Genomic DNA, 19,245 nt, shown 5'->3' with positions numbered 1-19,245 from the left:
GGGCTGGGTTTGACGCTTACCTTAATTCAACCATATAGGTGGTGTCTGTATTATCTCATGGCTTAATATGCCATTTTACAATTTCGCGTTCATGTATTCCTTCTCCCAGCTCCAGGAGTTTAAAATGGAACGTATTCACTTCCTCACCAAAAACGAGTACATGCATGTTCATCTCTCGAAAGTTCGATCGAAAGAGCATCATTGATTGCTTGAATCAATGTCATTTGCACCATGCTTACTTATCCTCCAAATTTGCATATAAGTGCTTCTGGGCTTCCAAATAATCTGGAGTATTCTCAAACATGCTGTCGATCAGATCAGGAATCGTCATAGGTGGAGTTTCATCCGCCTTTTTTATTCCTTCTGCAATGGCCGCTCTCGCTTCTTCTTCAACTTGTATCTCCTCTTGTTCGCTCCAGAGACCTTTTCTGGTCAAATATTTTCGGAAACGAATGAGAGGGTCTTTTGATTTCCACTCTTCTTCTTCCACCTTATTCCGATAGCGAGTAGGATCATCGCCGGCCATCGTGTGCGGTCCATAACGATACGTGATCGCTTCTATTAAGGTAGGGCCTTCTCCATTTCGTGCGCGTTCTGCTGCATTAGATACTGCTTTATACACAGCCAGCACATCCATACCATCCACTTGTATTCCCTTTATTCCTGCCGCTTCCGCTTTGATCACTAAGCTTTGAGCCGCTGTTTGTTTCTCAATCGGAACCGAGATGGCATAGCGATTGTTTTGAATGAAGAAGATGGCAGGAGCTTTATACACACCTGCAAAATTGAGACCTTCATAAAAATCACCCTGCGAAGTTCCGCCGTCGCCAATATAAGCGATGGCCACGTGCTTTTCTCGTCTTAGCTTAAACGCCAACGCCACCCCCACAGCCTGAGTAATTTGAGCACCAATGATAATTTGAGGCATCAGAACATTTACTCCTTCGGGGATTTGTCCCCCGTGTTGATGACCGCGTGAGTAAAGAAAGGATTGATAAAGCGGCAAACCATGCCATACAATTTGGGGAATATCCCGATAACTGCCTAAAATGAAATCATCTTTGGTTAAAGCAGCTTCACTTCCGATCATGCTTGCTTCCTGACCGGAAACAGGTGCCCACAAGCCTAGTCGTCCTTGTCGATTTAAACTAATCGCCCGTTTATCCCAGATACGTGTAAATACCATTTTCCTCATCAAATCTTTTGCCTGGACATCATGTGTATGCTCAAAAATTTGTTTCGGTGGACCTTCTTCCACAATAATTCCTTTATCAATGATGGAGTTGAAACAAGAAGGGGAACGAGTCGTTCAGATTCAACATGCCTATGAGGATCATCTCGTTGTAGGGAGTATCCATTCTTTATGGGACTACTTGCTGTTTCCATTGGTCAAAAATTTCCGAGAGCTTCATCCGCTCATTTCACTTCGACTAATTACCGATCATTCTCCGGAAATTGTTGCAAAAATGCTAGACGGAATCATCGACATGGGTATCGTCTATATTCCCCCACATCATCCTGAAATGGAAGTGATTCCGCTTTTCCAGGATTCCTTTCAGCTCGTAGGTGCGGTCGACTTTTTTACTGATCCCAAATCAGGAGAGCCTTTAACGCATCAGGATTTACAGACACTTTCCTATGTCCACCATGATTGGGGACCTCCGTTTACAGACTGGTACCAGCAAGAGTTCCGGGATTTTCCGCTTTCTGCCTTGACAGTCAACCATATTTCCTTGCTGGTCCAGTGTGTGCTTGGTTGCAAAAGTCTCGGGTTTCTACCGGAAACAATTGCGAAACCATTAATACAAGCGGGAAAGATCAAGATGATTCCATTCTACTCGGAAATTCCTATGCCCAAGCGATCCTTATATCTCGTCTATCCGAAACGCAAGAAAACTGATTTTGGTGTGCAACGGTTTGTTAATCAGATTTTATCCTATAGCTTTCATGAGCCTGTGGAGCCTACCTGATTCTCTTTTTCCTGTGTCTTGTCATACTATTTCACATACTATCGCTTGGTTGGAAGTGCACTTCCGACTACTACTAAGGAATCCCACTGATACCGAAGGTTCAGGTTGCCCCTTTAGAGGTGGGCGTCTCATTTCTTAATATTATCTACAAAATAGATCGCATCTTTATTAGTTAGAACTAATCGATGCAGAAGCTCAAGCTTTTCCGTGTCTCTAACATAAATGACAGCATTTTTTCCATCGCTGGATCTAGTAAACACTTCTCCAGAGGTATAGTCAACATTAAGAATATCCTCGTCAGTCCCTTTGTGTATGATTTCAAAGGAAGGTCCGTTGTTGTCAAAAGAAATCTCTGCGATCATATCCGTTTTTGGATCGGCTTTTATCTCCAGATCCACAAGGATTCGTTTCGGATCAAGCATTACATTCTTTTGATATTTTACTTCTTTGATGTTATTCGAAATTGACGTTAGATTAATTGGGTACGTATTAATCTTCAAATTACTATCTATCTCAACGATATCGCCATTTTTCATAAATAAGTAGAGTTTTTGATCTTCACTTGTGTAGGTGAAGTAAGCAGGAGTGTTCTCCATCTTGATTTCTTCTAGGAATTCGAAGTCTCGATTATATTTTTTTACGATGCTGCTGTTCCCGTCATTAAACCCTAGCACAATGACAAAATTATCTAGGGTCGTTAACGAATGTGCACTATAACCGTCTCCAATGCTCATGCATTTATTCTTTTTAATGTCACAGATCTCATTATTATCGTTTTTATCCAATGTGGTGATGATGTATTCGGATTGTTCGTCTGTGTAATATTTCTCAATATATTTCTTTTGGTTTGTATCGATTAAGGTGATCTTTCGTGTTTCCGGATTGTACTCCATTACCTTAAAGTTATTGGAATAAGCACCGCTTGTAAAATAGTAATTGTTCAGATTGTAAAAGACGTCCGATGGCGCAAAATGATCATCTTTAATAGTTAGCTTATGTTTGATTTTCCCTTTTGCATCGACTTCCGCGATGTACCCTTCATCCTCAAAAGGCGACATGAAATGGAATAACAAATACTCCCCTTTGTTCTGAGGAGAAAACAAGGTTACATCATCGATTTGTTGACTCGGTGTACATCCCCAAAGAAAAACTGATACCAGCAATAAATAAGCGAGAAAAACTCTCATTTCAATTCTCCTTTGACGCAGTAAAATAGTGTGAGGGGCGTGTCATAATAATATGACACGCCTTTTTTAAGATTAATAGGGATCGTCTTTTAAGATACCGTATCCACGTCAATAATGAGACTTGATGGAAGCACGACACCTGCGTATTCATCAAGAGACCCGATGCTGAAACCAGCATCTTTCCAGGCCTTGTATACTAATTTAGAGCAATACCATACGGAACTGTTACTCAGGGTCGTTTCCAATCCATAACTATCTCCAACTTGAGACTTTGCATAGGCGACAGCCATCTTGTAATCGGCGTCTTCAGCATCTTTGACATAATATTGACTCTCATCATCTACGGTAGACCAATATTTAGTTGCAAACTGATGGACAACACCTGGTCTTGGAAGTGCTTCATAAACACCTAACTCAATGTACTATGAATACTATAAAATTGAGTATAGATATCAAGTATTTGATGAAATAAAAAGAATGGGCAAGTCTACATTGAATACTGTAAAGTCACCCATTCTGACTAGTTAAGTTAATTAACTAACGTTGGCAGGACCCCAAACACATCCGGTACTCCTCGAGCTAGCTTCAGTAAGGTTCAGCCCCGCATGGCGGAGCAAGGCATTCCCATGTGCAAAGCCACTTAAATCCCCAAACTCACCCAAGATGCCGGCCAGTGAAATAGCTTTAATCCCTTTAATGGCTAACATTTTCTTGCGTAAGGAACGGTTTATTCGTATCCACGTCGATTACGACTAGCGTTGTATACGGAGCCAGCTTTGCCTTGCCGACCAAATACGGATACGTGATGACCTGTGGATACATCTTATCTGGATCGGGGGAAGTCTGCTTCACGTAGACAAAAAGCTGCTCCCAGCTTTGCTGGACTTTGACCACCTGCAATCCGTAGCCTGGATTGGGTGATGGACCGCGTGCGATCACATACAGCTCTCCCTTGTTGTACACGCCCTTTTTACTTTTGACCGATTCGATAAAAGCCCGTTCTTCTTTTGTCAGTTTCTCTGCATCCACGAGCGCAAATTGCTCCTCATGCTGCGCAGCTATGATTTCCACCGCCTTTTTCTCGGCATTCCACTTGATTTGATAACCGGCTTGTTCCGACAACCACCTCAACGGTAAATAAACATTGCCGTCCCGGACAATTGCCCGCTGCCCATCCTGTTTCCAATTTCCATTTACAGCAACCTTCCCTGTATCTAGCTGAAACTGAATAGAGGCTTCCCCGAGCTTTAGTCTTCCAGTATTGCCTTCCTGCGACCAGGCTGCCTGCAAAATCTTGCTTGCGTCCTGGGCATAGATGTAGGTCCTCTGCTGGATGAGAAGCGGTGTTTTTTGCAAAGCGGCTTCTTCGCCGTTTACCACAATCGCCGAAGCGACAGACGAAGCCGGTGCTGCTGCGACGGGATGAGCCGTCAGTAGTTGAACCCCCAGAACGACAGCGAGTACGCTCTTCCCTTTCATCGTCTTTCCTCCTACTATTGTATTGTTTCTATCTTGTTAGACTCGCGATCTGTCTTATTCGTTTCAGGGCAAAAAAGAACCCCCGATCCTACCACGCAGGCAAAGAAACAGGGGTTCACGTATTTTTTTTGTTTTGGCAAACGCTTTAATGCAGTAGCCAATTTCCCATCAGGACAACCGCTGGTATCGAGAGCAGCGCTAAGAGCGTGGAGAAAACAGTCGTCATCGCACCCATCTCTTCATCTCCTGAATAGCGAGCGAACAAGATGGAAGCCAAGGTCAGGGTAGGCATCGCCACCTGAATCAAGATGACACTGACAATATCCTTGTCCAAGGAGAAGGTCGACAATAAAAAGGCTGTCATCAACGGGAACAAAAATAGTTTAAACGCGATGGGCATGCCCAAAAGCGGCAGCGATACTTGTGGTTTGTTGCGCAAAAATAACGGAAGCAGCATCCCGATGTACATCATTGCTAATGGTGAAGCCAGCTTGGAAAGGGTCACGAACAAATTTTTGACAGGCTCTGGTGGAGCGAATCCAATCAAGGCAGAGCCAAGCCCGAGCACGATTGCAACCATCGGAATGTTTACGAGCGTTTTTAGTCCTTTCAGGGAAAACGATCCTTTTTCTTGCAGCATCATTACGCCGACCGTCCACAGCACTACGTCTACGCCTGCATCAAAAATAGCCGCAAGCAACGCTCCTTTTGGACCAAATAGCGCGGCACACAGGGGGAGCCCGATAAACCCAGTATTGCCCAACCCTGACAAGATGGCCATTTCACGCCGTTTTTTTGCTGGTAATGGAAGCGTTCGCGCACCTAGCCACCCAAGAAAAATGCCCAAACAATTCAAGAGTAAGGAAATGAGGAATATTGCAAAAATTTGGTTCAAAATCTGGCTATCCATCGGTGTCTGAAAGATCCCATCCAAAATGATACACGGCATCGCTACATTAATAATAATGGTGATGACGAGCTGGCGGGAATCGGCCGTCAGCGGCTGCCGGTAACCAATGAGACTACCGATGCCAATAATGACGGCCATGATTAAAATAGACTGTTGTAACGTTTGGAGTTCCACTAGTGCTCTCCCCCGACTACATTTCTACGGGAAGCCATTCCAGGTTAGCAGGCTCGCCTTTTTCACATGTACGCAGAATATCACCGCACAACGGTACTACCTGCTCTAGAGGAACACACCAGGAGACAGGGAAAGCTACTTCACTTCCTTCAATGACGAGGGACGCCATGACCGCATCCTTGTGCTTGTCCATCGTCAAAACGAAATGCTGCCGAGCGGGCTCATGCTCTTTCCACTGAACCAGCACCTTGCCATTATTCCCACCTGCAACCACCAGGTCCACGTGATCGCCATATGCTGCATGCACCAAAGTCCGATTGACACCGTTTAATTGGGCAATTTCTTTTAATACTTCGTGCCAAGCCACGTGCTTTTGCTCGACTCCGCTTTCATCTGTATAGACACGCCAATCGTTTAACATCTGTATAGCTCCTTTTGCAAGCTGTTTCGACTTTTTGAACTTTCCTTTTTGAAAAACGCCCGAGATTCGTACCTAATTGTACGCTTCTTCTATTCGAACCTCAACCACTAGTTGCGCTTTTGCCCGACTTCCAGACATAGCCTTTGGAAAAAAAGCGAATGCTTTAAAGAGGAGATAGATGTCACACCAAATTCAAAGTAATTTAATCGGATTTTAAATCTTTTGTATTGACAAAGCCTTCACCTGCCACTACTATGAATCCATAAAATCAGATCAACATAAAGGGGATTTTCGAATGAAAAAGGTTGTTTTCTCCGCATTGCTTTCTTGCCTGCTCCTGGGAATGGTCGGTTGCAGCAGCTCCGGCTCCACCTCTCAGCCAAATAATGCAACAACTCCACCTGCCGAGCAAGCTGCCTCTCAAAATCTGCTCGACAAGGTCAATGCTGAGAAAAAGCTCGTCATCGGCACTGAGGGAACTTACTCGCCTTTCACCTTCCATGACCAGTCTGGCAAATTGACTGGCTATGATGTGGACGTCGTAACCGAGGTAGCAAAACGGCTAGGTGTTGAACCTGTCTTCCAGGAAACTCAGTGGGACGCCATGTTTGCCGGGCTTGATTCCAAACGCTTTGACGTGATTGCCAATCAGGTAGGCATTCGCCCTGATCGCCAGGAGAAATACGATTTTTCCAAGCCGTACTCCATTTCTCGCGCAGTGCTGGTCACCCACAAAGATAATACAACGGTAAAAGATTTCAAAGATATTAAAGGACTGAAAGCAGGTCAATCTATGACCAGCAACTATGCTGACCTCGCCCGTGCCAACGAAGCAGAGATAGTCGGCGTCGATAATTTCAACCAAGCGATTGACCTGATTGCCCAAAAACGCGTTGACGTCGTGCTCAACGACAATTTGTCCGTGCTCGATTTCCTTAAAGCTAAGCCAGATACTCCAATCAAGGTCGTAGCGAAAAACGAACAAGGTCAGCCAACCGCTTTTATGTTCCGAAAGGGAAGCACCGAGCTTGCCGATGCCATCAATAAAGTATTGGATGAAATGCAGCAAGATGGTACGCTGAAAAGCATTTCTGAAAAATGGTTCGGCGAAGATATCTCGAAGTAATAGAGTGAAGGAAGTCTATATCATTCTTTCACGTTGACAAATGGGTTGGGCCCTTTTAGTATTGTCCTAACTCAATTCACATCGGTTTAGTGGGGGATCATTTATGAAAAAACTATTGCTTTCCGTCCTAGTATCTGGTTTGTTCGTGGCACTTGCGGGTTGCGGTGCTGCACCTACTGATCAAGCCCAACCAAGCAACAATTCTTCCACACCTACTAAGGAAGAAAAGAAAGAACAAAACTTGTTGGATAAAGTAAAAGCAGATGGAAAACTATTGATCGGAACGGAAGGTACCTACTCTCCATTTACATTCCATGATCAGTCTGGAAAGCTGACTGGCTATGATGTGGAAGTCGTGACAGAGGTCGCGAAACGCATTGGTGTTGAGCCTGTTTTCCAAGAAACACAGTGGGACGCTATGTTTGCAGGTTTGGATTCCAAACGCTTTGATGTGGTAGCCAATCAAGTCGGCATCCGTCCTGATCGCCAGGAAAAATACGACTTCTCCAATCCTTATACCGTTTCTACAGCGGTTTTGGTCACACACAAAGACAACACTACGGTAAAAAGCTTTGAGGATATTAAAGGGCTAAAAGCAGCACAAACCTTGACCAGTAATCTGACTGATATCGCGAAGAAAAACGGCGCAGAGATCGTCGGTGTCGAAGGCTTCAACCAAGCTATCGACTTACTCGTTTCCAAACGCGTGGATATTACTATTAATGACGGCATCTCGCTCTTGGACTTCCTGAAACAAAAGCCGGATACCCCCATTAAAATTATCGCCAAAGATCCTGATGTGGCCAAAAACGGATTTTTGTTCCGCAAAGGCAGCACTGAATTAGTCGATGCTTTTAACAAAGCACTCGATGAAATGGATAAAGATGGTACACTCCTAAAAATTTCTGAGAAATGGTTTGGTGCAGATGTTTCTAAGTAACTTTTTTGACAACCCAGAACGCCTGGACCGTTGGATCGAGATTGCGCAAAGCTCCTTTCTTCCTCTATTGAAAGGAGCCTTGCTCTATTCACTGACTCTCGCCATCGTATCCTTTTTCTTTGGTCTCATTCTCGCTGTTTTGACTGCACTGGCTCGTCTCTCCGGCATCAAGCCACTGATTGGCATCGCTCGTTTTTATGTATCGCTCATTCGTGGTACGCCTTTGCTCGTGCAGTTATTCATCATTTTCTTTGGATTACCGAGTGTTGGCATAATGATCGACCCATTTCCATCTGCTGTTATCGGCTTTTCGCTCAGTGTCGGTGCCTATTCTTCGGAAGTGGTCCGTGCGGCTATTTTGTCTATCCATAAAGGACAGTGGGAAGCTGCCTACTCTATCGGCATGACCTATTGGCAAGCGCTTCGGCGGGTCGTTCTTCCGCAAGCAGCACGCGTCTCCGTCCCGCCCCTGTCCAACTCGTTTATCAGCTTGGTAAAAGACACGTCTCTGGCTGCTGCTATTCTCGTACCGGAGATGTTCCGCAAAGCCCAAGAGATCGTTGCCGCTACATACGAACCTCTTCTGGTCTATTCGGAAGCCGCTCTCATTTACTGGATGATCTGCTTCGTCCTTTCCATCATCCAGGATCGCATCGAAAACAAGCTGGACCGTTACGTATAAGAAGTAGGTGAATGTAGATGATTACCATTACAGATTTGCATAAACAGTTTGCCAGCCTGCAGGTTCTGAAAGGAATCTCGCTGAACGTAGATAAAGGAAAAGTGGTCGTCATCATCGGCCCTTCTGGCTCTGGCAAAACGACGTTGCTTCGCTGCCTCAATGCATTGGAAGTACCGACGAGCGGCAGCGTTCAAATCGGCGAGGTCAAGCTGGACTTTTCTAAAAAGATAGAGAGAGCAAGTATTCCTCGTCTGCGTAAACAAACGGGCATGGTATTTCAAAGCTATAATCTGTTCCCGCACATGACCGCTCTGGAAAATGTCATGGAAGGTCCTGTGACTGTGAAAAAGGAAAGCAAAGAGAAGGTACGCACAAAAGCGGCCGCGCTTCTCGCAAAGGTAGGACTCGGAGATAAGCTGGATCATTACCCCGCCCAGCTCTCAGGCGGGCAGCAGCAGCGTGTAGGGATCGCTAGGGCCCTCGCCATGGACCCGCAAGTCATGCTCTTTGACGAGCCTACCTCCGCTCTCGATCCTGAGTTGGTTGGCGAAGTGCTCAAAGTCATGAAGGAGCTGGCGCTGGAAGGCATGACGATGATGGTCGTGACACACGAGATGGGCTTTGCCCGTGAGGTAGCGGATGAAGTCATTTTCATGGATCAGGGCGTTATCGTGGAACGTGACACGCCAGAGCAGATGTTCAGTCAGCCGCGTGAGGAGCGAACCCGTCAATTTTTACAGCACTTGAAATAAGTCCGATTCAGTAAAAAAGACTCTGTGTTCTCTTTTGAACACAGAGTCTTTTTACGCACACTCTGGCCTTAGTCATCAAAGAAGCAAAAAATCAGAAAGATAATCAGAATGATCCAAAAAAAGCTGCCTTCACCAAACCCAAAGCCACGTCCGCATCCCATCTGCCCTCTCTCCTCTCGTCTCACGTCATGATGGAAGCACCAGTCGTTATGAGTAAGAAGCGCTTCGCTCCAGCATATGACAAACTACCATTGTCTGTATGGATGCCTGTCTATAGCTCAGCGAGTTTGATAAAAACGGGTGCTTGCCCTCTTCTTACAGACCAAGCCTAAAAATTAACAAATGCTTTATGATGTCTCTACTCTTCCTTAATATCCGACGTCTATCATAGATCTTGTCAGACCCTACGATGGACATAACGTCCTCCATTTTACCGCCCGTATAGCCCCCTTCTAGATCGGGCGGGCTTTTTTTATTTTTGAACAAAAACAGTGCACCATCTTTTGAAAGATGATGCACTGTTTTTTCGATCCATATAGGTGAAGCCTTCGGTACGTGCTAGTAGCCCTCTTGCTCTTTGATCGAGAGAATCTCCTCATGAATCCGGTTGTTGGATGCCAAAACACTGCATTCTTGCCATGTAAAAGCCTCTCCCGAAATAGAGGTGAGTTTCCCTCCCGCTTCTTCCAAAATGAGAATGGCTGCTGCGATATCCCAAGGAGCAGGATTGAGGTGCCAAAATCCGTCGATGCGGCCGCAAGCCAGGTAACACAGATCCAGGCTGGAGGCACCCGCGTGCTTGATATTGCGGCATTTGCCAAAAAAGGCTGCCATTTCATTGCGTAATTCACTCTCGGGCCTCCAGTATACAGAAGAATAGCTGACATGCAATAGACTTTCGCCAACCGTTGATCGGCTGGATACGTGTATCGGTTCTCCGTTTAGGAAGGCTCCCCGGCCGCGAATCGAGGTAAACATCTCTTTGCCAGATGGCTCGTATACTGCTCCCACAAGTGTTTTTCCATTTTTGACGATACCGATAGAGACTGTGAAATACGGAATCCCATGAATAAAGTTGGTGGTTCCATCAATGGGATCGATCACCCAGCAGTACTGTTCTTCTTTTAATAATGAGTCAACCTGCCAGGAGTTTTCAAAGGCGTCTTCTTCCGACAATATCAAATCTTCCGGATACCATTCACGGATCAGACTAACAATATACCGCTCAGTCGCTTTATCCATATCCGTGACCAAATCCATCTGACTCGCTTTTGTCATGACATCATTATGCTTACCTCGTTTTTCTGCAAGCCGTTCACCTGCAGCTTTGGCCAATTGCTCCACTTGTCTGCCTAATTCTTGCAAATCTCTCATCTGGCTATCCCCCTATTTGCATCCACTTCTAGATATATTTACTTCGCCGTGCGATTGGCAATTTCGATGGCACGATCTGCAGCTACCTGTGCTTGCGCTAGCGCTGTCTTGTAATCAGCCGCTCCGATAATAGTTTGTTCCATTGCTTTCACGATTCCCTTTCTGATCTCTGGAAGCGCAGTTGTCAAGGCGCCTTGGGTAGCGGTATTCATTTTTGTATCATGCAGCTGGTTAACCGTAATTTGAATCACAGGCGTTTTCTCGTGTGCCGTTTTCACACTTTCTTCCTTATACGCATCCACATTGATAGGGAAGTACCCCGTGTTCAAATGCCACTTGGCTTGGACGTCGGCCTTCGTCAAGTATTTCATGAAATCCCATACGCCTTCTTTTACGGAATCATCTACCAGATTCGTCATCCAGAGCGAGCCTCCACCAATCACGACACCTTGAGGCTCGACTCCATCAGGATGAGGTAGGTAGGCCACACCCAGTTCAAACTTGCCTTTTGTTTTATCCAGCAAAGTACCAAGTGCTCCTGACGAGTTCAGATACATCGCCAGCTTTTGCGATTGAAACGCGGAATCAATATCATCACCATTGGCCCCGTAGTTGACATAAGAACCGTCCTTGTTCAGATCATCTATCCATTTCAAAATGGCCTCGCCCTCTTTGCTGGCAATGCTCGCCTTGGTCGGGGTGCCTTTTCGTCCGTTTTCCTGATCGATCAAAAATCCGCCCTGAGTTGCCATCAACTGCTCAAAGAACCAGCTTTCGAACCTGACATTCATCCCGTATTGCTTTACTTCATTTCCTTCGCGAATCGTCAGCTTTTTAGCCGCTTCCCGTACTTCGTTGAAAGTACGCGGCGGGTGCTGTGGATCGAGACCGGCTTTTGCAAATAAATCCTTGTTGTAATAGAGCAGCGGTGTAGATGAGTTAAATGGCATCGAATATAGCTTGCCGTCGATGTGATAGTAATTGGTTACATTTTTCTCCAGCTTACTCGTATCAAATTGATCTCTTTCCACGAAGGTGTGAATGGGTACAATTTTTTTGGTATCAATCACTGCCTGGGTGGAGATCTCGTTGACCTGCACCACAGCGGGTGCATCCGGCGAAGCCTTTGTGTTGCGGAATTTTAATAACGTATCCTCGTACTTTCCCTGGAATCCTGCCTTGACGACGTATTTATTCTGCGAGGCATTATAGTCTTTCACCAATTCATCCAGTGCAGAACCCGCTTTTCCACCCATACTGTGCCAGAAATTCACCGTGATCTTCTCCCCAGGATCTTTCGCAGATGGCACAGGCTGCGATTGCTCTGCACTCGAGCAGGCTGCCAGGGATACAGCTAGCAAACTGGCCAATACCGTTTTTCCACATGTCTTAAACATCTTCATATCGGTCACCCCATCGTTTTTTTCGCTTTGCGAGCCATAACATTTGGCTATTTGGTTGCTCCTTGTACAAGCCCTTTTTGCAAATACTTTTGTCCGAAAAAGAGAAGCAGCAGGGCTGGTAAAATAACGAGAATGACAGCTGCCATGATAACACCCCAGCCGGTATCTCCCTCAATGCTTTGCAGTTGCTTAATTCCGATTTGAACTGTCCGGGCGCTCTCTTCATTGGTGACGAGGAGCGGCCACAGATACATGTTCCAGGAGGAAATAAACTCAAACAGTCCAAGGGAAATTAGTCCGCTCTTGCAGTAGGGAATCACGACTTTAAACAAAAACCCCCAATGCCTCATCCCCTCTACACGCGAGGCTTCCCATAGCTCGTGAGGAACGGTTAGGAAGTACTGGCGCAGCAGGAAAATACCAAAGGCTGTTGCAAAAAAGGGAATGGTTAAGCCTTTGATGTCATTGATCCAGCCTAGCTCCTGAACCGTTAGAAAGTTGGGCAGCACGGTGACTTCACCCGGGATGAGCATAGTCGAAATCACGAGGGAAAAGAGGACTGCTTTCCCTTTGAAACGAAGAAAGGCAAAAGCGTAAGCAGCAATGCAGGATGTAAACAGCTTCGCAGCCGTAATAATGATGGTCACGATCACACTATTTTTCAGATACGTGAGCAAATGAAGCTCGTTTAGCACGTAATCGTAGTTAGCCAAAGTAAAAGTGGAGGGAATCAATCGTCTCGCTTCAATCTCACCTTCCCCCATGAAGGAAATGGATAACGCGTACAAAATGGGGAAAAAGACTAGAAATGCACCAATGACTAAAAGAATGTAGGTTGCGACTTTTTGTTTTCCTTTCAATCTCATTGGTAGTGCACCTTTTTCTCCGAGATTTTAAACTGAATCAGCGTAATCACCAGCATCAAGAGAAACAAAACCATCGACTGAGCGCTTGCTGTACCAAATTGGTAATATTCAAACGCTTCCCGGTAGATCGCATATCCGATCACATTGGTTGAGTCGTTGGGTCCACCCTTGGTCAAAATATCAATCTGCCCAAAGCTTTGGAAGGCATTGATCACCATCACCGTAGAAAGGAAAAACAGTGTAGGAGATAGCATCGGCAACGTAATATTTCGCAGTCGATAGAAAAAACCAGCTCCATCTATCCCGGCGCTTTCATACAGCGACTGATCGATATTTTGCAGTCCCCCGAGCAAGATCAAAAAGGCGAAGCCGATATTGACCCAGACTGTCACAACGGACAATGAGAATAGAGACCATTCAGGGCTCAAGAGCCAAGCGACAGGCGGGAAACCGAAAAATGGAAGGAGGTGATTGATTAGCCCGACTGATGGATGAAAAAGAAAGGACCATACAATCGCACTGATGCTGCCCGAAATTACTTTAGTTGACGAAAACAGCACACGGAATGCGCCAATGCCTCTCAAATTTTCATTCGCCAAAAGAGCAAGATACAACCCGATCACTAAACTGGTTGGAACAGTGTATAGCAGAAATAGAAAGGTAACGCGCAAACTATTCCAGAATTCTGGACTAAAGAGCAGATACAAGTAGTTTTCCCAGCCAACAAACAAGCTTGGAGCACCAGTCGGATCCGTCAGATGAGCACTCAGATAAGCAGCCCGAAACAATGGATAGAAGGTGAATAAGAAAAAGAGAAACAGGGAGGGAGCAAGAAAAATAACTGCTGTCCGCAGATCAGTCGTTCTTTTCCACCAGCTCTGGTTCATATCGCAATTACCTCCCCAACATCTAGCTTTCGGAGGGAAATACTGTTCTTTGTTTCCGGATCAAAAAACGCAAGCTGATTAACGTCGAAGGATAGAGATACCCTCTCCCCCTGTTGCAAACGCCACTGCCCGGGCAGCTTGGCACTCCATAGCTCCTCACCGAACCGAAAACTCAGAATGGTCTCATTTCCTGTCACCTCGACTGCTTTCAACACCACCTCGACGCCATCAGGATCCACATGAACGTGCTCGGGACGAATGCCAATTCGGACGTGATGACCTGGCAATTGCCTCATGACTTCTTCCGGCAGCGAGAGGAAGGCCGCGCCGACCGTTAGCCCGCCTGTATGCCGATTGACATGGGCACTTGCGAGATTCATGGCAGGAGAACCGATAAAACTGGCAACAAACTCGTTTACCGGGTGATTGTATACGGAAATAGGTGAGCCAATCTGTTGAATCCGGCCCTGATTCAGAACCATAATCCTGTCTCCCATCGTCATCGCTTCGACTTGGTCATGCGTGACATAAATCATCGTGATTCCCAGGCTTCGCTGAATTTCCTTGATCTCTACACGCATGTGGCCACGCAGCTTTGCATCTAGATTGGACAGTGGCTCGTCCATCAGACAGATAGGAGCCTGGCTGACAATAGCCCGCGCCAGAGCAACACGCTGTCTTTGCCCACCTGAGAGCTGGCGCGGCTTTTTATTTAGGAAATCTGCCAATCCTACCAGCTTCGCCGTTTCACTCAGCCTTTTTTGGCGCTCCTCTTTGGGAACTTTTCGTACCTTCAATCCAAATAAGATATTTTCCTCAACGGTCAAATGAGGATAAAGGGCATAGTTTTGAAAAACCATAGACAGCTGTCTATCTTTTGGTTCCAGTTCGTTTGCCAGACGTCCATCAATCAGCAGCTCTCCCGAAGAAATGGTCTCCAGCCCAGCAATCATCCGCAATAATGTACTTTTTCCGCAACCGGATGGGCCAACTAGCACAAAGAATTCTCCTTTTTCAATCTGAACGGAAACGTGGTCAACCGCTTTTTGGTTCGTTCCGTCGTAGATTTTGCAGAGAGCCTGCATGTTAATCATCTGCCATCACTCCTCGATCAAAATCTTCTTGGCTTGCAAATACGCAAGCAGCTCAACCGGAAAATCTGTCTGAATGATATTCGCACCTACTTCAATAATCCAGCCCCAGCCCTGATCCGGATTGGATAAAGACATTTGATCTGAACGCTCCTCGCGTATCGAACAGTCCAAGGCATTTATCCAAACATTTCCCACTTGTTTTATTTTGGATATGGTATCTCGGGCAATGACCGGGCTATCCTCGGTTGAAAAATTCAGTTCGATTGCAGACGGTCGAACGTCAGAAAGTATCAGATCCAGCTCATGCAGATTTTCTTCGTGAATCATGTGCATGTACAGAGCCTGCCCGTTCGTTTCGCGAATAAAATCAACCACTTCCTGATAAGGTGCACGACTCTTAAATAGTCCATTTCGAAGGGTATCCGTCTCTTTTAACACAGCGTAAGCGTCGTAGCGGAAGTCCCAGATTTTATCGAGATTGATCAATACCCTATCTTTGACGAGCAGCATGACCTCCGTAAGAGTTGGTATCTTCTCCTCGGTTAGATTCGCGAGAGCACCACCTGAACCACTGCGCAAAAAAAGAGTTTGGATTTGCTCGTAGGTCAGATCTTCTACACTGCCTGAGCCATTGGTCATTCTGTCAACCGTATCATCATGCATCAGGATGAGTTCACCGTCTTTCGTCTTGTGAACATCAATCTCGATAATGTTTGCCCCTACCTCCATAGCGCTTTTAATCGCGGATAGAGAGTTCTCCGGGTGACCATCCCAATGACCACGGTGTGATACGATAAAAAATCCTTTGTCTGGATGCTGGAAGGCTTCCTCATTTCGAAGAAAATCCTTTTCAGTAGAAGCACGGTTGTACGTCCAGGTCTTCATTTTCAAGCTTCCTCCTAGTAAAACGTGTAGGTAAAAATTTAGTAAAATGATCGGCAGCTCAGAGCAGCTTTCGTTCTCTATAACCATACTTTTTAACTGTTAACCAAAGTTTGAAATGACATGTTGGATAAGTAAATATTGTTTACTAAACAACAATTGGGTCGTTTTTCTCAATTCAAAGCGATTACAATCACTACACATTTACTAAATATTTCTCTGTTATTGTTATGAAATGGAGGGGATCTTACATGGCCACCATCAAAGAAATCTCACGCATCGCCAACGTTTCACAAGCAACGGTATCTCGTGTCCTCAGTCGCGATAAAACCTTTTCTGTGTCTGCTGATACACGTAAAAAGATTCTTGCCGTTGCAGCAGAGCTTGGCTACAAGTCAACGAGGGAGAGAAAAAATCGTTTTTACGTAGCCGTCAGTTTTATGCCGAGCATCTTTCAAAATCAAGTTGATCACGACTTTCATTTATCTATTCGCAGCGGGATTGAAAAAATAGCTTCCGCGAATAATACAGAGCTGATCAATGTCTTTTCTACATCTGGGGAAACGGCGAAATCATATAAAGGGGCTATTATCATTGGAAACTACAAAGCAAGTGAGATCGATGCAATGGTTGAGTATCTGAATACAGACAATGTAGTGATTGTAGGATTGTGCCATGATGACAATCGGTTTGACTCCATCTGGTTTGATGCTCGGAAGGCTGTCTACTTGGGGCTTGGGCATCTCGTCCAAAACGGACACAGAGATATTGGATATATCGGGGCTGTGGAAAATCCGGAAAAGCCGGAAGAAGAATTACGCGTTACGTTCTTTCGCACCTTTATGCAAAAACGTCTTGGGAATCATTCCCCTATGATTTTTATGGGTGAAAACGGTCCGCAAAACGGTTACAAAATTATGAAGGAGATACTGGCAAACAACAAGCTTCCGTCAGCATTTTTTATTGCGAACGATCCTCTTGCCATAGGTGCCCTGAAAGCATTGAATGAAGCTGGTGTGAAAGTCCCGGATGAACTGTCAATCGTCAGCTTTGATGGGCATAGTTTTACGGATATGACTAGTCCGCCGCTCACAACGATTGCAATACCGACTGAATACATGGGCGAGCTGGCTATGCAAACCTTGCTGGATAATATGGAAAGAAAAAAGGGCTGCATAAAAATCCTGGTTCCCGCTGCGCTTATCGTCAGAAAAAGCTGCAAGGATATTCACAAAGAGCCTTAACAAACCAACCTGCCTTTTAAGGAAGTGCTTACGTCCAGCGAGGAAAAGGGATACACAAGAAAAAGCGAGACCCCAATCGCTGGTCTCGCTTTTTGCTTTCTATCACATGACACTGATCTATGATTCAAATCGGGTGAACTTTTCCTCTGCCGGTGTGCGTGTACGAGCGGCAGGAGGATTCTTCGTGTCAAAAAAGCCGAGGTGAAGGAAGCCTACGATTTTTTCGCCAGGCTGCACACCTAAAATCGCATGAGCCTTGGGATCCCAGTTGTGCGGATTCGTTTTCCAGACCACACCCAGGCCCCGCTCCCATGCCAGCAGTTGAAAGTTTTGAATTAAACAGCAAACTGCGCTGAAATCTTCTTCCCACTGTTTTTGACGCGGGTCTTCTTTCATGATGACGACCAGATACGCTGCCGGCTGGCTATACATCTCCCGGCGTTTCTCATGAGCCTCTGGTGCATAAACCGTAATCAGGCGCTCCACGAACGCTTCTTTTTTTTCAGTGGGGACAAACAGAAAGCGCCATGGTTCACGCAATCCGTGGTTCGGGGCATATACCGCATCATTTAACAGCTCCAGTACGAGCTCTTCTGAAACGGTATCCGGCTTATAATCGGTTTTGATTGAGCGACGCTCTCGAATGACTTTGGCAATGGACACAGTGTTCACCTTCTCTATAGTAGACATAGTTTTGCTTTTTGATAATGGTTATCAATATCATATGTTATCGTTTACACATAACAAAATCAAGTGAAAAGTATTCTTTCTTCAACACTCCCTGCTGTGGAGCATGCTACAATTTATGATAGGAGGCGATGAATCGTGAACAACCAACGTCCCACTCTGGTTAAACCAGGCTTTTTCAGTATAGAAGCGGCAGCAGATAGACGGCGTAACGAGTTTGATTTCCATAACGAAGCCCTACTCTACTACCACCAGCCTATCGACTTTCTCTTTTTCGGCGATTCGATTACCCACTGGTGGGATGTCGCTACTTTTTTTGGTGATAGTGGACATACCATCGTCAATCGCGGAATCGGCGGGGACACGACAGGACATGCCCGCCGTCGGTTTGCAGCGGATGTCCTCCAGCTCATGCCTCGATATGTTGTGATCATGATCGGAATCAACAACACATGGGCGATGGACGCTTTTTCTCTTGAAGACCGTTTGACCCCTCATGAGATTTTTCTGCAAGTAACAGACGATGTAGAAGCCATGGTGAAAGCGGCTTGTGAGCACGGGATTCAGCCCATCCTCGCATCCCTTTTGCCCACTTGTATGGAACGCTACACGCGCAACCATGAGCGAAATGAGCTTGTGATTACGATCAACGAAGGCTTTCGAAAGATGGCTGAGGAATTCAACATTCTCTACGTCGATTATCACGCTCACATGACAGAGGCCGACGGAGTCACTTTGCGCAAAGAACTGGCTGACGATGGACTCCACCCGCATGTTATCGGATATCAGCTCATGGCTTCTGTTCTACGTGATACGTTATTGACACATGGAATTCGTCTATCAAAACAGTAACTCGTGCACACAAAAACGGTCATGGCTTCGTTGGTACACTGATTCCGGATATAAAAATAAACAAGCGCCCGTGAAACTTCGGGCGCTTGTTTATTTTTAGCTAAAATGCATAATTATACAACGTGCCTATCGCATTCCCTACAACCCTCTGATTTCCTTGCTCCTTTTTAGATTTCAGAGTACGAGCGCAACTAAGATTTGTACGTTGATTTTGTCAGTACCAGGATTCCACTTACTTTTTTGTATAGCTCTTCGGATTTTTTCTTGTTCGCGGCCTGCTGCTTTTCCGCCTCTGCTATTCTTGCTTTGGCTTGT

General features: G+C 45.6%; 20 protein-coding genes and 1 pseudogene. 7 read left to right on the top strand and 14 right to left on the bottom strand.

Annotated elements, in window-relative coordinates; all coding sequences use genetic code 11:
* Positions 1-235: 235 nt before the first annotated feature.
* Positions 236-1,276, bottom strand: a complete 1,041-nt coding sequence (gene pdhA / locus ACIFQN_RS31270) for a pyruvate dehydrogenase (acetyl-transferring) E1 component subunit alpha (RefSeq protein ID WP_429836963.1) — start codon at positions 1,274-1,276, stop codon at positions 236-238.
* Between pdhA and ACIFQN_RS31265 the strand changes: the two genes are divergently transcribed.
* Positions 1,275-1,970, top strand: coding sequence for a substrate-binding domain-containing protein (locus ACIFQN_RS31265; RefSeq protein ID WP_429836956.1), 696 nt, complete (start codon positions 1,275-1,277; stop codon positions 1,968-1,970). The genes pdhA and ACIFQN_RS31265 overlap by 2 nt on opposite strands.
* A gap of 128 nt (positions 1,971-2,098) precedes the next feature.
* Here the strand turns inward: ACIFQN_RS31265 and ACIFQN_RS31260 are convergent, their stop codons facing one another.
* The 6 genes and pseudogenes from ACIFQN_RS31260 to ACIFQN_RS31235 form a co-directional block, all read right to left on the bottom strand.
* Complete coding sequence (locus ACIFQN_RS31260) at positions 2,099-3,157, bottom strand: hypothetical protein (RefSeq protein ID WP_429836955.1); 1,059 nt, start codon at positions 3,155-3,157, stop codon at positions 2,099-2,101.
* Positions 3,158-3,246: 89 nt separating this feature from the next.
* Positions 3,247-3,576, bottom strand: a complete 330-nt coding sequence (locus tag ACIFQN_RS31255) for a YiiX/YebB-like N1pC/P60 family cysteine hydrolase (protein WP_429836962.1) — start codon at positions 3,574-3,576, stop codon at positions 3,247-3,249.
* Positions 3,577-3,732: 156 nt separating this feature from the next.
* Positions 3,733-3,870, bottom strand: a pseudogene (locus ACIFQN_RS31250) (transposase); the annotation flags it as partial.
* On the bottom strand, positions 3,851-4,636 hold the full coding sequence (locus tag ACIFQN_RS31245) for a stalk domain-containing protein (RefSeq protein WP_429836954.1): 786 nt from the start codon (positions 4,634-4,636) through the stop codon (positions 3,851-3,853). The gene ACIFQN_RS31245 and the pseudogene ACIFQN_RS31250, both read right to left, overlap by 20 nt.
* A gap of 145 nt (positions 4,637-4,781) precedes the next feature.
* On the bottom strand, positions 4,782-5,720 hold the full coding sequence (locus ACIFQN_RS31240) for an AEC family transporter (RefSeq protein WP_429836953.1): 939 nt from the start codon (positions 5,718-5,720) through the stop codon (positions 4,782-4,784).
* A gap of 16 nt (positions 5,721-5,736) precedes the next feature.
* Positions 5,737-6,141 carry a hypothetical protein gene (locus ACIFQN_RS31235; RefSeq protein WP_429836952.1) on the bottom strand — a complete coding sequence of 135 codons (405 nt, stop codon included), beginning with the start codon at positions 6,139-6,141 and terminating at the stop codon, positions 5,737-5,739.
* 295 nt (positions 6,142-6,436) lie between these two features.
* Here ACIFQN_RS31235 and ACIFQN_RS31230 point away from each other — a divergent pair, with 295 nt between their 5' ends.
* The 4 genes from ACIFQN_RS31230 to ACIFQN_RS31215 all read left to right on the top strand — a co-directional run bounded on the left by ACIFQN_RS31230 (position 6,437) and on the right by ACIFQN_RS31215 (position 9,641).
* The gene (locus ACIFQN_RS31230) at positions 6,437-7,267 is read left to right on the top strand and encodes a transporter substrate-binding domain-containing protein (protein WP_429836951.1); all 831 of its coding nucleotides are present in this window, start codon (positions 6,437-6,439) and stop codon (positions 7,265-7,267) included.
* 103 nt (positions 7,268-7,370) lie between these two features.
* Entirely contained in the window at positions 7,371-8,207 is an 837-nt protein-coding gene (locus ACIFQN_RS31225; protein WP_429836950.1) for an amino acid ABC transporter substrate-binding protein, read from the top strand.
* Positions 8,194-8,889 carry an amino acid ABC transporter permease gene (locus ACIFQN_RS31220; protein ID WP_429836949.1) on the top strand — a complete coding sequence of 232 codons (696 nt, stop codon included), beginning with the start codon at positions 8,194-8,196 and terminating at the stop codon, positions 8,887-8,889. The genes ACIFQN_RS31225 and ACIFQN_RS31220 overlap by 14 nt, the downstream gene beginning before the upstream one ends.
* A gap of 17 nt (positions 8,890-8,906) precedes the next feature.
* On the top strand, positions 8,907-9,641 hold the full coding sequence (locus tag ACIFQN_RS31215; protein ID WP_429836948.1) for an amino acid ABC transporter ATP-binding protein: 735 nt from the start codon (positions 8,907-8,909) through the stop codon (positions 9,639-9,641).
* 558 nt (positions 9,642-10,199) lie between these two features.
* On the opposite strand, the gene ACIFQN_RS31210 is transcribed toward ACIFQN_RS31215, so the two are convergent.
* From ACIFQN_RS31210 to ACIFQN_RS31185, 6 genes are read right to left on the bottom strand one after another with little or no spacing between them, the layout of a single operon-like run.
* Complete coding sequence (locus ACIFQN_RS31210; protein ID WP_429836947.1) at positions 10,200-11,015, bottom strand: inositol monophosphatase family protein; 816 nt, start codon at positions 11,013-11,015, stop codon at positions 10,200-10,202.
* Positions 11,016-11,053: 38 nt separating this feature from the next.
* Positions 11,054-12,418: an ABC transporter substrate-binding protein gene (locus ACIFQN_RS31205; RefSeq protein ID WP_429836946.1), complete on the bottom strand. Its 1,365-nt coding sequence runs from the start codon at positions 12,416-12,418 to the stop codon at positions 11,054-11,056.
* A gap of 47 nt (positions 12,419-12,465) precedes the next feature.
* The gene (locus ACIFQN_RS31200) at positions 12,466-13,284 is read right to left on the bottom strand and encodes a carbohydrate ABC transporter permease (protein WP_429836945.1); all 819 of its coding nucleotides are present in this window, start codon (positions 13,282-13,284) and stop codon (positions 12,466-12,468) included.
* Positions 13,281-14,171, bottom strand: coding sequence for a carbohydrate ABC transporter permease (locus ACIFQN_RS31195; protein WP_429836944.1), 891 nt, complete (start codon positions 14,169-14,171; stop codon positions 13,281-13,283). Before ACIFQN_RS31195 ends, ACIFQN_RS31200 begins: the two co-directional genes overlap by 4 nt.
* Positions 14,168-15,265: an ABC transporter ATP-binding protein gene (locus ACIFQN_RS31190; protein ID WP_429836943.1), complete on the bottom strand. Its 1,098-nt coding sequence runs from the start codon at positions 15,263-15,265 to the stop codon at positions 14,168-14,170. The genes ACIFQN_RS31195 and ACIFQN_RS31190 overlap by 4 nt, the downstream gene beginning before the upstream one ends.
* Before the next feature lie 6 nt (positions 15,266-15,271).
* Complete coding sequence (locus tag ACIFQN_RS31185) at positions 15,272-16,150, bottom strand: glycerophosphodiester phosphodiesterase family protein (RefSeq protein WP_429836942.1); 879 nt, start codon at positions 16,148-16,150, stop codon at positions 15,272-15,274.
* A 248-nt stretch (positions 16,151-16,398) separates the two neighbouring features.
* On the opposite strand from ACIFQN_RS31185, the gene ACIFQN_RS31180 reads away from it, so the two are divergent.
* Positions 16,399-17,391: a LacI family DNA-binding transcriptional regulator gene (locus tag ACIFQN_RS31180; RefSeq protein ID WP_429836941.1), complete on the top strand. Its 993-nt coding sequence runs from the start codon at positions 16,399-16,401 to the stop codon at positions 17,389-17,391.
* Between the two features lie 117 nt (positions 17,392-17,508).
* Here ACIFQN_RS31180 and ACIFQN_RS31175 read toward each other — a convergent pair whose 3' ends face one another.
* Positions 17,509-18,054 carry a nitroreductase family protein gene (locus ACIFQN_RS31175; RefSeq protein WP_429836940.1) on the bottom strand — a complete coding sequence of 182 codons (546 nt, stop codon included), beginning with the start codon at positions 18,052-18,054 and terminating at the stop codon, positions 17,509-17,511.
* A gap of 162 nt (positions 18,055-18,216) precedes the next feature.
* Here ACIFQN_RS31175 and ACIFQN_RS31170 point away from each other — a divergent pair, with 162 nt between their 5' ends.
* Positions 18,217-18,930: a GDSL-type esterase/lipase family protein gene (locus tag ACIFQN_RS31170; RefSeq protein WP_429836939.1), complete on the top strand. Its 714-nt coding sequence runs from the start codon at positions 18,217-18,219 to the stop codon at positions 18,928-18,930.
* Positions 18,931-19,245 lie beyond the last annotated feature (315 nt).

It is taken from the genome of Brevibacillus sp. NRS-1366 (assembly GCF_050467985.1).
The sequence above is the reverse complement of the archived record's forward strand: the minus strand, read 5'-3'. Positions and strand labels throughout refer to the sequence as shown.

Excerpts from the sequence above, each read along its gene's own strand:
- ACIFQN_RS31195 (WP_429836944.1), bottom strand. The coding sequence starts at position 14,171 with ATGAACCAGAGCTGGTGGAAAAGAACGACTGATCTGCGGACAGCAGTT.
- ACIFQN_RS31260 (WP_429836955.1), bottom strand. The coding sequence starts at position 3,157 with ATGAGAGTTTTTCTCGCTTATTTATTGCTGGTATCAGTTTTTCTTTGG.
- ACIFQN_RS31235 (WP_429836952.1), bottom strand. The coding sequence starts at position 6,141 with ATGTTAAACGATTGGCGTGTCTATACAGATGAAAGCGGAGTCGAGCAA.
- ACIFQN_RS31230 (WP_429836951.1), top strand. The coding sequence starts at position 6,437 with ATGAAAAAGGTTGTTTTCTCCGCATTGCTTTCTTGCCTGCTCCTGGGA.
- ACIFQN_RS31220 (WP_429836949.1), top strand. The coding sequence starts at position 8,194 with ATGTTTCTAAGTAACTTTTTTGACAACCCAGAACGCCTGGACCGTTGG.
- ACIFQN_RS31245 (WP_429836954.1), bottom strand. The coding sequence starts at position 4,636 with ATGAAAGGGAAGAGCGTACTCGCTGTCGTTCTGGGGGTTCAACTACTG.
- ACIFQN_RS31185 (WP_429836942.1), bottom strand. The coding sequence starts at position 16,150 with ATGAAGACCTGGACGTACAACCGTGCTTCTACTGAAAAGGATTTTCTT.
- ACIFQN_RS31265 (WP_429836956.1), top strand. The coding sequence starts at position 1,275 with ATGATGGAGTTGAAACAAGAAGGGGAACGAGTCGTTCAGATTCAACAT.
- ACIFQN_RS31190 (WP_429836943.1), bottom strand. The coding sequence starts at position 15,265 with ATGATTAACATGCAGGCTCTCTGCAAAATCTACGACGGAACGAACCAA.
- ACIFQN_RS31210 (WP_429836947.1), bottom strand. The coding sequence starts at position 11,015 with ATGAGAGATTTGCAAGAATTAGGCAGACAAGTGGAGCAATTGGCCAAA.
- ACIFQN_RS31180 (WP_429836941.1), top strand. The coding sequence starts at position 16,399 with ATGGCCACCATCAAAGAAATCTCACGCATCGCCAACGTTTCACAAGCA.
- ACIFQN_RS31215 (WP_429836948.1), top strand. The coding sequence starts at position 8,907 with ATGATTACCATTACAGATTTGCATAAACAGTTTGCCAGCCTGCAGGTT.
- ACIFQN_RS31225 (WP_429836950.1), top strand. The coding sequence starts at position 7,371 with ATGAAAAAACTATTGCTTTCCGTCCTAGTATCTGGTTTGTTCGTGGCA.
- ACIFQN_RS31205 (WP_429836946.1), bottom strand. The coding sequence starts at position 12,418 with ATGAAGATGTTTAAGACATGTGGAAAAACGGTATTGGCCAGTTTGCTA.
- ACIFQN_RS31200 (WP_429836945.1), bottom strand. The coding sequence starts at position 13,284 with ATGAGATTGAAAGGAAAACAAAAAGTCGCAACCTACATTCTTTTAGTC.